The organism is Megasphaera sp. An286 (genome assembly GCF_002163455.1).
Taxonomy (GTDB): domain Bacteria; phylum Bacillota; class Negativicutes; order Veillonellales; family Megasphaeraceae; genus Megasphaera; species Megasphaera stantonii.
In genome coordinates this window covers 72,779-82,774 of the sequence record NZ_NFIY01000010.1, presented here as the reverse complement: position 1 = coordinate 82,774, position 9,996 = coordinate 72,779, and the positions used below count along the sequence as shown (strand labels likewise).

The 9,996-nt window shown below is 55.8% G+C and carries 10 protein-coding genes; 1 reads left to right on the top strand and 9 read right to left on the bottom strand.

Annotation, left to right across the window (positions count from 1 at the left end; translation table 11 throughout):
- Positions 1-1,027: 1,027 nt before the first annotated feature.
- From B5F80_RS06335 to B5F80_RS06305, 7 genes are all read right to left on the bottom strand, one after another.
- Positions 1,028-1,654 carry a sigma factor-like helix-turn-helix DNA-binding protein gene (locus tag B5F80_RS06335; RefSeq protein ID WP_158099961.1) on the bottom strand — a complete coding sequence of 209 codons (627 nt, stop codon included), beginning with the start codon at positions 1,652-1,654 and terminating at the stop codon, positions 1,028-1,030.
- A gap of 77 nt (positions 1,655-1,731) precedes the next feature.
- On the bottom strand, positions 1,732-1,959 hold the full coding sequence (locus B5F80_RS06330) for a DUF2922 domain-containing protein (RefSeq protein WP_087477978.1): 228 nt from the start codon (positions 1,957-1,959) through the stop codon (positions 1,732-1,734).
- A 35-nt stretch (positions 1,960-1,994) separates the two neighbouring features.
- Positions 1,995-2,210: a DUF1659 domain-containing protein gene (locus B5F80_RS06325; protein WP_087477977.1), complete on the bottom strand. Its 216-nt coding sequence runs from the start codon at positions 2,208-2,210 to the stop codon at positions 1,995-1,997.
- Between the two features lie 849 nt (positions 2,211-3,059).
- On the bottom strand, positions 3,060-3,593 hold the full coding sequence (locus B5F80_RS06320) for an N-acetylmuramoyl-L-alanine amidase (protein WP_087477976.1): 534 nt from the start codon (positions 3,591-3,593) through the stop codon (positions 3,060-3,062).
- 297 nt (positions 3,594-3,890) lie between these two features.
- Entirely contained in the window at positions 3,891-4,373 is a 483-nt protein-coding gene (locus B5F80_RS06315) for a hypothetical protein (protein ID WP_143747167.1), read from the bottom strand.
- A complete protein-coding gene (locus tag B5F80_RS06310) occupies positions 4,273-5,094 on the bottom strand; it encodes a phage replisome organizer N-terminal domain-containing protein (RefSeq protein WP_087477974.1) in 822 nt (273 codons plus the stop codon). Before B5F80_RS06310 ends, B5F80_RS06315 begins: the two co-directional genes overlap by 101 nt.
- 523 nt (positions 5,095-5,617) lie before the next feature.
- Positions 5,618-5,962, bottom strand: a complete 345-nt coding sequence (locus B5F80_RS06305) for a TIGR04076 family protein (protein ID WP_087477973.1) — start codon at positions 5,960-5,962, stop codon at positions 5,618-5,620.
- 130 nt (positions 5,963-6,092) lie between these two features.
- Between B5F80_RS06305 and B5F80_RS06300 the strand changes: the two genes are divergently transcribed.
- A complete protein-coding gene (locus tag B5F80_RS06300) occupies positions 6,093-6,443 on the top strand; it encodes a helix-turn-helix domain-containing protein (RefSeq protein WP_255376413.1) in 351 nt (116 codons plus the stop codon).
- A gap of 765 nt (positions 6,444-7,208) precedes the next feature.
- On the opposite strand, the gene B5F80_RS06295 is transcribed toward B5F80_RS06300, so the two are convergent.
- Positions 7,209-8,615 carry a GDSL-type esterase/lipase family protein gene (locus B5F80_RS06295; protein WP_087477972.1) on the bottom strand — a complete coding sequence of 469 codons (1,407 nt, stop codon included), beginning with the start codon at positions 8,613-8,615 and terminating at the stop codon, positions 7,209-7,211.
- 96 nt (positions 8,616-8,711) lie between these two features.
- On the bottom strand, positions 8,712-9,995 hold the full coding sequence (locus B5F80_RS06290; protein ID WP_087477971.1) for a M48 family metallopeptidase: 1,284 nt from the start codon (positions 9,993-9,995) through the stop codon (positions 8,712-8,714).
- Between the last annotated feature and the right edge of the window lies 1 nt (position 9,996).

Here is a 9,996-nt window from a genome sequence, read left to right as displayed (position 1 = left end):
CCTGCCATGACAGACAATACAAAAGAATTAAATATTTCCATTTAACTACCCCCTATGTCAAGTGAAAATGCCCATTTTTAACGGTATTTCAGCCATTTTTTTGCGTACAAAAAAAAGACCGAATCCGCAATGGATTCGGCCCGTCGTATCGGTTCAATGTTTCATGTAGGTATCATACAATCAACAACTGTACAGTCATTTTCTGTTTTTCTCATGTATCTCTCATGCAACGTTAAGAAATCTCTAATCATCACATGATATACTAAACACGTTGCTCTTCCCCATTCTCAGCAACAGAAAGGGGGGAGTCAAATGGAAATATTACATTCTTTTGTATTGTCTGTCATGGCAGGCGTAGTCGCGAACTACATCTGTAAGTGGTGGGACAGATAATCCCAGAGCAACCTGCCCCACGAGAAAACCCCGTAACGCTGCAACCGTTACGGGGTTTTCGTGTGTCAAATGGAAACACTACATTCTACGTATATTATACCATACGCCGCCGCACAGTCAACGGCCATGCAAGCATTCTCCCTTTTTCTCATGTTTCTTTCATAAAACTTTAAGAAACCTCTAATCATCGCATGATATACTAAACGCGTTGCTCTTCTCCATTTCTGGCAACAGAAAGGGGGGAGTTAAATGGAAATATTGAATTCTTTTGTATTGTCTGTCATGGCAGGCGTAGTCGCAAACTACATCTGTAAGTGGCTGAACAGACACTAATAGGAGCAACCAGCCCCACGGAAAATCCCCGTAACGCGGCAACGTTACGGGGATTTCGTGTGTTAAATGGACATATTGAATTCTGCTTATATTATACCATACGCCGTCACATAGTCAATACTCGCAAAGGACGTTGCCTACAGCCAGCACCGCCCGTTACGGACGCGCCGTACCGCCGCAGGCGGATGCGAAGAGCCTGACAGGCGGAAGAAGCGGTATCCGAGCGCCAGCGATTTTACCGCGCCGCCTGTCAGGCTCACAGCAAGGCGCGGGAGTTCCGGGCCGGCCTCTTTCTTTTTGGTTACTTCTTTCCCCTATACTTTTTCGGGATTTTCTTCGGCGCGTCTCCGTCGAGGCCGTAGTGGCTGCGAAGCTTGCGTACGCCGCGGTTGATGACGGTCTGGATCGAGGGGATGGGAATGCCGTGTTCTTCGCTGATGGAGCGGAAGGTCCATGCTTCCTTGTGGCGCAGGCAGACGAGGCGGCGTTCCTTCTCGTCGAAGGTATCCAAGGCCCGCTGGAGCTCTTCTTTTTCTTCCATCTCGATGACCCGGCCCATGGGACAGACGGCGTTCTGGTCTTCCAGATAGTCGGGCAGATCGGTCGTGCCGCCTTCGGGACAGTAGACGTTCTTTTCAAGCAGGGATTGTTCCTGCTTGTAGCGATAGGCATCATCGCCGAACTGCTTTCTGACGAACCGGACGATAGCCAGGGGGACATCTACGTTGTCCGCCAAGTCGTAGGAATAAATACATTCGATCAGAGCGGTAGTCGCGACCGAGCGGGCGTCGTGAATGCTGCCGTACACGTAGCTGTATTTACGGGCCATGGATTGGATAAAGGGGTTGTACAGCTGACAAATATCTGCAATGGCATCGACGTCGCCCATCTGGACTTGACGGATGCATTGCCGTACAGGAATGGTCATACAATGTTGCCTCCTTATAGGGCAAAACACCTTGAGCATACGCCCAAGGCATTTTGCGTTTTACTTATCATTATACCTTATTCGTCAAGAGTCTCGACCTGACGGGTAATGATGCGGCTGTCCTTCAAGGCCGTCAGCTCGCCCTCGGCCGTCGCGAAAATCTTCTTTTCCAGCAGCGTGCCGACGGCGGCGTCGACGGTGCCCTTGTCGAGGCCTTCTTTGGGATTTTTGAGGGAATAGACGACGCTGTTTCCGGCAGCGTCGGCAAATTCGAGCTGTAAGGTTCTGGTTTTAGTCTGAATCATGGTATGTTTCTCCTTTCGAAATGGAAAATACTGGCTTAGGCCGTAATTTCATTTTCAATGACTTCGCGAATCGACGTAATCGGATCGTCCTGCAGGGTGCCGATAGCCGTCGCCACAGCCGTGATGCTTTCAGGCTCGGCCGAAGGCTTGAGGTGGGCGAAGGTCATTTGCCGCTTCTTCTGCGTCCCTTCGTGATCCTGATAGGAAACGGTGAGTTTCAACTTGCTGGAAATTGCAGTACGTTCTGCCATAATAAATTCCTCCTTTGGAATGTGAATATGTTTTCTGTCTTTGTTGGCGCAAAGACAGGGGAAGTCTAGGATTGCGTTGTGTCCCAACGCAAGGGAATACTATTACTTTTTTTCTTTCTGCGCGGCCAGAAAGAAAAAAGTAATCAAAAAAAGAAAGAGGCCGGCCCGGAACTCCCGCGCCTTGCTGCGAGCCTGACAGGCGGCGCAGTAAAATCGCTTCGCTCGGATACTGCTTACTCCGCCTGTAAGGCTCTTCGCATCCGCCTGCGGCGGCCCGGCGCGTCCGTAACGGGCGAGAAAACACCGAGCCCGTTCCTCATATATTGCCGCACAGTATATTCTTACCTATTGGATGTACCTCTTTCTCATGATACAATGCCCCAACGCATCGCCGAGTAATACATTTAGTTTTAACAAACACAAAACTCCTATGCAATGCGCATTTTTTTGACACTAAAACACATGCACTGGGCTCTATCTAAAAGAGCGTATAGCCAGCCTTATGCTGAAAGCCTATGAAATCGTCATAAAAAGGTACTTGTCGTCTAGTCGCAGATTGCCCGCCCATTACGGACGAGTCGTGCCGACGTAAGTCGGCTGCTGTACATGGCGCAGGCGGAAAAAACGGCATCCGAGCAAAGCGATTTTGCCGTGCCGCCTGCGCCATGTACAGCAAGACTCGGTAGTACCTGGGCGGCGGTTCTTTCTTTGCATACTTTCTTTCTGACCGCTCAGAAAGAAAGTATGGGAACTTTCTGGCCACGCAGAAAGAAAAAAGTAACATCCCGGCCTAAAGGGGCCGCACCCTTTTTTTGTATTTCTCAATGTTGTGCCATAGAAGGCACGGCATTACGCCGCCTTCCTTGCCATTGCCGGCCACTGCATGATCCCTGTGGCGATGGCCCGCGCTACGGCGTCGGCGCGGCTCTGGTACTGGCGGATGTCGTAGTCGTTGTCGATAAAGCACACTTCGACGACGACGGCAGGCATCACCGTATTGCGCAGGACGAAGAGGCCCGGCCGTTCCTTCAGCCCGCGGTCGGGCAGGTTGAGGACGGCTTTGATGTTGGACTGAATGGCATGGCCCAAAAGCAGGCTCTCTGCCGTATGGGAGATGAGCGTTTCCGTGCCGGCGGCGCGCTTGTTGAACGCGTTGAAGTGCAGGGACACGAAGGCGTCGGCCTCGGCGTCGTTGGCTTCGCCGCAGACGGCGTACAGGTTATCCTGCTGTCCAAACAGGACGGCGACGCCATTTCGTTCCAGATATCCTTTCACGTTCTGGGCCAGCTCATAGGCCAGGTCGCACTCGCGCAATCCCATGGCTTCGTTGACTGCGCCGGAATCAAGGAGCCGGTCGTGGCCGGCGTTGAGATAAATTTTCATCGTTGTATTTCCTCCTAACGAAATATTGAATCAAACGAATCACAAATACAATAGTCTGTTTGTCGAGGTTTCTTAAACACTGCATAATCCGATGCATAGGAACGCCTCCTTCGTAGAACTGCCATGTCGGCCGCCATGGCTTTCTGAATCTGTCGCGTCGGCGTCTCCTGCATGGGACGGCAGGAAACTTTGTCGTTGCTGCCCCTGCGAGCCTTGCGCCTCTGGGGAAATGAACTGCTGCACTCCATATAAATATGTATTATATATACCATGGATCTGGCGGCGAAACTCAAGCCGTCAGCCAGCGCACTCCAAGGTCTTCATGCTCAGGCTGATCGTCCCGTCGGCCTCCAGCTCCATGACCATCTGGTAGGGCGAAGCCGTCCGTTGTTGTTCTGCCGCATAGTCCATGCAATTCATAATTTCCAGCCAGTTTCTCCGGATGACGTCGTCGCTGATGTCGGGAAACCGCTTCCGGGCAAACTCGCGCAGCTCCGGCCCGATGTCCTGCTTTGGCAAGGGGCTGCCCTGCCTCAGCAAGTCGCGGACAGAGCGCAGCCGGCGGACGACGGCGGGGTTTCTGCGTACCGGCATCGGCGGCGGCATACTCTCGCGCCGCTGCATATCGCGGCGCATAGCCCGCCACTCGGCCAGGATTTCCGCTATAGTCGGCGCAAACTTACAGGTCTGGGCCAGGCGGGCGCCCAGCTCCGCGCCTTGTTCCTCCGTCAGCCCGGCGGGCAGGCTGGCCTTCAGCACGTGTATGAACTGCGGATTCATATTCATCCGCCTGCCGAAGCATGACACTAACGTATTCATCAATACTTGCATACCCATGGCAATCATCCTTTCCCCTTCGCCGCGGCTGTCCGCCGCTGTTGGCGAGAATCGAGCGGATATAGTTGAGGTTATTTCCCTCAGCGCCCCGCTCCTTGGCAATGGCTACAGCGCGGCAGACGGCGTCGACGCCCCACCGGCATTCCATCTCGTCTAAGGCAAACTGTGCCGCCCGATGGATACCGCCAAAGACCTGGGCGTAATATGCCGCGGCTTCGCCTCCTGCCGTCTTATCAGGAGCTTCGGCAGTACCGCCGTCAGCTCGGCCGCCCCCTTCGCCCTGCTTCTGGCGGAATCGGGCCACGCGGCTGCGCGTCTGCTGGCGGCGGCGTTCGTCCTTGTCAAAATCCTGCAATTCTTCCCAGTCGACGAGGCGAATACGGCCTTCTTCATCGCGGCGGATGAGGTCTATCTGCTCTAAGAAATCAAGGGCTTTTTCGACGACGTCGCGGCGGCGGCGAAGGACGCGGGCGATGTATTCGCCCGTCAGGGGCACCTGCTCCGACAGGCAGGCGTAGCCGTCGCAGTTGACCGTCCCGGCAATGTCCTTGAGCAAAAACCAGACGACGAAGTACGTCTCGCCGTGGCGCTGGCTGAGCATGGCCATGACCTTCGGGTCGCCAAACAATCCAATTTTTGTTTTCATCCAACGAAGTTGTTTCATTTTCGGTCCTCCCGTTCGTCAGCTCCTGGGGGCTGCGTTCTATAATAGTAAGGGAAAAGGCCCCGTCGTTTTATGTCTCCTCATGGAAAAATTTCTCTCCGTCTATTCCGTCCGTTCCGGGGCGACGCCCGTAACGCTGCGCGTCTCTTCTCTTATCTCCCTCTTGTCTCCTCTGGTCTTGTCTCTTCTAGTCTAGGGCGTTACGTACGCGTTACATCCCTTGATGCCAACAGCGAAAAACGGCGTATCCATGCGGATTCTCACGTCCGCGCTGCCGTCGGATATAGAGAAAAAGGCATGACAAAAGCCGCCCGAACCTAGGCCAAAGGGGCCGGATTCGAGCGGCTATGTCGTATCGTTCGTCTTATCTCAGCGGACAAAAATGAGGACAAACCGAAGGCTTTCGGCTCGCATTCCTGCCGAATGACAGGCTGACAGGACTGCGCCGCCGGAGCTGTAGTATATCAATATAATATAACAAAGTCTTATACATGCATATGGAGAATAGATTCACGCAAAGCCGTCAGCGGACGGGAACATAGCTGAGTTCCGCTTCTTCGTCCGTTCCTTCGAGCTTCATGATGACCGGGCGCAGGCCGTCGTTGCAGCTGCAAATGGCGACGTTGGGCTTAGCGATCCAGTCGCCGTGATAAAACAAGGTCTTGCCGTCGCCGTGAGCCAGGGCGAAGACGTACTGATAGATCGCCTTCCACGCTTCGTCGCAGAAGCCCTCGGGCTTGGCGTAGTCGGCGTAAAAGACCTGCCCTTCCCGCATCATGGGACAAGCCGTGAGTCCCGGCACGCCGTACTGGGCGGCTAGTTCCGCATCCAGCGTCGTCTTGAGTATGGTGATTTTTACGTTTTTCATGGCAGAGCTCCCTTCTCCGGCTGAGCCGGGTTGACTTGTATATCCTTCTTCTTTTATGATAAAAAAGAAAAGACGGATTGTATAGTACGCACTTTTTTGACACATACTATGGAGAAAGGAAGTACCCCTCATGAGCATGAAGCCTTACGAAGGAGCCCTGCAGGCCTTGTCCGACGTCCCCTTCGGCTACACCCTGTCCCTGATCGGCGGCAAATGGCGGCTGGTCATCTTGTATTTTCTCGTCGAATACGAGACCATCCGCTTCAACGAGCTGAAGCGAAAAATCGGGGCCATTACCTACAAGACGCTGAGCGAGCAGCTGAAAGGCATGGAGCGCGACGGCCTTCGTCCGCCGGGAATATCCCCAAATCCCGCCGAAGGTCGAATACAGCCTGTCGGACAAAGTGCGCTCCCTCTACCCGATTATGGAAGCCATGTGCCGCTGGGGCGAGGCCCATCGGCCCGACGATGCCGCACCTGAAAGCACGGAAAAGCCAGGCGAATAGCCCTGGCGCCATGACGCGCGCCTTGACGGCAGCGGGCTCAGCCATTATAATAAAGGTGAAAAAAGCGAGGCCCTGTGCCAACACACGGTATAGCCCCCGCAATGGTTACAAAATTGTAGCTGTCTTAGCTCGCGAAAACTAAGGTGACGGCTACTTTTTTGTTACATTTTGCAACAAAACCACAAGAACGATGAGTAATAACAACGTTATGTTTGTATCGCTCATGGGCATCACCCCCGTTTCGTGCAGATTCGGGGGCTTTTTTCACCGTCTGCCGGACAGTATGATATGCAAATACCCGTCTCAGCAGCTGTCTGCCGAGGTGGTATAGGGCGCACCTTGACGGCAGCGGGCTCAGCCGTTATAATAAAGGTGAAAAAGCGAGGCGCTGTGCCAGCAAACGGTATAGCCCCTGGATAGATTACGTACAAATAAACAACCGTTTCTAGTCTGGGAAAACTAAGGTGGCGGTTACTTCTTTGTCGTATCTTTCAACAACATGACCAAAACGATAAACAGTAACAAGGTTACATTGGTGTCGTTCATGGGCATCACCCCCGTTTCATACAGATTCGGGGGCTTTTTTCACCGCCTGCCGTGATGGCGCAGCGCCTCTTAGGCAATAGTATACAAGACAACTGTATATATAGTCAACACTATTTCGTTCGTATGTTCGCTGTATGATTGCAAACTACGCAAATACCCGTCCGGCTGATCGTCGCCGAGACGGGTATTTTTCATTATAATTCATCATCAGAATTCCACGCTTCGTCGGGAAGAGCCGTAATATCCGGCCAGGCAGCGTTGATGGCCTCGGCCATGAGGCGCTTGCCCGGCGGGTCGAGGTGGAGTCCGTCAACGGCCAGGTCTTCCCGCAGCTCGCCCCGTTCGTCGGCCATGCCCGGCGTAATGTCTACGTGAACCTGGGTCTTCACATAGGAATTGACCGCCGCAATGGCTTCGCGCCAGCTCCGTACCGTGTCCTGCCCAAAAGCCGCACGGATGTTGTCCGGATTGAGGGGCGGCAAGGTGAGAAAGACGGGTCGGATACCGTATGATAGGCATTTCGCTTTGACCTGTTCCATGTTGGCGATGACCTCGGCTGGCTCGACGCCGGCGCGGAGGCTGTTCGTCCCCATGAGGATGAGCAAGTACGGCGGCCGGAAGGGCGCGACGTCCTTGTCAAACCGCTCGACGGCCGTGCGGCTCGTGTCGCCGCTGAAGGACAGGTTGACCGTAGGGAACGCGAGGTAATGGCCGTAGCTGAATTCCCAGTCCGCCGGCGAGTAGGACACGCTGCCGCCGCCGTGGCTGATGCTGTCTCCGTAGATAGCGGCCGCGCAGGGCCGGCTCGGGTCGGTCGTATACGACGAGGCGTCGGAGTACACGCCCAAAGGACTGCCGTCGCTGCGGACGGCCCGGACGCGCCAATAGAAGGGCTGCGCCGACATGCGCGCCTGGCTGTCGTACTGATGGGCGATAGGCGTCGTATAGACGGCGATGCGGTGCGCCGAGGGCGCTGTGCCGTTGGGATTTTCCGGCGGGGCGTCGAGGATTTCTACTTCGTAATGGTCGGCGTCGGGCATGGCTATCCAGTCGTATACGGGATAGAGCAGGGTCTGCCCCTGGCCCTGATTGTACGTCGACAAGGGAACGGGCTTGACTACGTCCTGTTTCTGCCAGTCTACGGGCAGGGGCTCCAGCTCGGAAAAGGGGCCGATGGCCTGGCCGCGCAGGTTCAGGGGCTTGACGCGCCAGTACAGGACGGGCTCGCGGCAGCCGGCGGGAAGCAGGAGCTCGCAGGCCGTATTGTAGACGCGCTGCACAGCCATGACTGGCTCGTAGCACGGAGACGGGCCGCCGCCATGACGCTTTACAACCTGCACGTCGTACATGACGGCGCCGTCGATACGGCTCCAGCGCAGGACCGGCCGGGCCGACGCCGGATCGTCTGCCGTATAATGTTCTGTGATAACGGGCTGATGCCGGCAGTCTGTCTCCGCGTGGTCGATCAACAGATGGCGGGCTTGTTCCATCGGCGGGTCGACGAGCTCCTGGGGCTCTGCCGTCTGATAGGCCACGGCGACGAGGCCTGCGCCCAGGGTAAGAGCCGTCAGGACGGCGCAGCAGAAAGCGCTGTAACGCATGGCCTTCTCCTCCTTTCTCAAAATCAAAAGCAGCATAACGACGCGCCGCCGTCGGGCAGGAAGTCTGTCCCGTCGGCGGCGCGTATCGTATTGAGCCTACGAAGCTTCGGCAGGCTGCTGGGCTTCCGCCGCGGCCTGTTCGGCTTCTTCTTTGGCTTTCTTATCTGCTTCGTACTGTTTTTTCCACTCTTTGTTGAGCTTCTTGATTTCCTTTTCCGACAACATGGCCGGCTCGGCCTTCAAGGCCTTTTCCAAGGACTGGGTAATAGCCCCTCCGTCGTCGCCGGGCGCGCAGGTCATGATGCGCAGGCCGTTGACGTAAATGTCGGAACCATGCTGGGCTACGTTCCATGCCGGCGGATAGATGGGGGCGTCCTTATGGGCTTTCTTGCCCTTTTTATCCTGCTGGTTCAGCGGCACGGCCTGGACTTCGTCTTCATCGATGGCCTCGCCGTACTCGTTGTGGGTCACGCGGGCCAGATTGCCCGCCGCCAGAAAGGCCCTACGCCGCGGCGAGTAGTCGCCCGACGGGACGGGATGGATGACCGGCTGGGCGTTGACGTACACGACGTCGCCGCCGACCTGGACGTGGTTGCCCGACCACTGGCTCATGCGGAAGGCCAGCTTTTCAATGCGGCTGGTCATCTGCGGATGGTTGTTCGGATTGATGATGCGCTTGAAGCCTTCCTGATACAGCTCGCCGTACTGCTCGTAGACGAGCTGCATGGACGAGGCCGCGCCGCCGACGTTGTACTGGGTGTTCTTGAAGACGTCAAACCCGTGGGCGTCGGCTTCTTTTTCCTGGTCCATCGTCACCACTTCGTTGTCGATGTAGTTGACGGCGACGCTGCCCAAGAGGACGTCGAGGACGTTGAGGTCGCCGCCGAGAGCCACGTCGACGAGGGTCGCGATGCCGATGCTCTTCAAGACGCCGTTGACGGCGTGGCGTTTTTCGCCGTGCTGCATTTCATGGCACAGCGTAAAGGCCAGCTCGTCGTCGCTCAGGGCGTCCATCATGCCCTTGTTGACGGAAATGACGCCGCCGATGGTTTCAAAGGCGTTCAGGTCCTCCGACGGGTTGGCGTATACGTCGTATTGGCGTTCGATCATGCCCGTGGCTACGATGTTGCGCTGAATCCCTTCCAAACGGTCGCCGTAGGCTTCGCCGGCGACGACGCCCGTCTTGGCCTGGGTGCTGGCCAGCATCTGCTGCTTCGCGCCGTCGTCCATTTTCGTCAGCTGCTGCTTGGCCAAGGTCATGGCGGCGGCCCCGTAGGCCAGGGTCTGCCACCACGACGCGGCCATAGCCGTGCTGACGGGGACGGCGAACAAGGTCAGGCTCAGGAAGCCTGCCGTCAAGGCTTTCTTCCAATGTATCATG

Excerpts from the sequence above, each read along its gene's own strand:
- B5F80_RS06305 (WP_087477973.1), bottom strand. The coding sequence starts at position 5,962 with ATGAAAAACGTAAAAATCACCATACTCAAGACGACGCTGGATGCGGAA.
- B5F80_RS06330 (WP_087477978.1), bottom strand. The coding sequence starts at position 1,959 with ATGATTCAGACTAAAACCAGAACCTTACAGCTCGAATTTGCCGACGCT.
- B5F80_RS06290 (WP_087477971.1), bottom strand. The coding sequence starts at position 9,995 with ATGATACATTGGAAGAAAGCCTTGACGGCAGGCTTCCTGAGCCTGACC.
- B5F80_RS06310 (WP_087477974.1), bottom strand. The coding sequence starts at position 5,094 with ATGAAACAACTTCGTTGGATGAAAACAAAAATTGGATTGTTTGGCGAC.
- B5F80_RS06325 (WP_087477977.1), bottom strand. The coding sequence starts at position 2,210 with ATGGCAGAACGTACTGCAATTTCCAGCAAGTTGAAACTCACCGTTTCC.
- B5F80_RS06315 (WP_143747167.1), bottom strand. The coding sequence starts at position 4,373 with ATGAATCCGCAGTTCATACACGTGCTGAAGGCCAGCCTGCCCGCCGGG.
- B5F80_RS06295 (WP_087477972.1), bottom strand. The coding sequence starts at position 8,615 with ATGCGTTACAGCGCTTTCTGCTGCGCCGTCCTGACGGCTCTTACCCTG.
- B5F80_RS06335 (WP_158099961.1), bottom strand. The coding sequence starts at position 1,654 with ATGACCATTCCTGTACGGCAATGCATCCGTCAAGTCCAGATGGGCGAC.
- B5F80_RS06320 (WP_087477976.1), bottom strand. The coding sequence starts at position 3,593 with ATGAAAATTTATCTCAACGCCGGCCACGACCGGCTCCTTGATTCCGGC.
- B5F80_RS06300 (WP_255376413.1), top strand. The coding sequence starts at position 6,093 with ATGAGCATGAAGCCTTACGAAGGAGCCCTGCAGGCCTTGTCCGACGTC.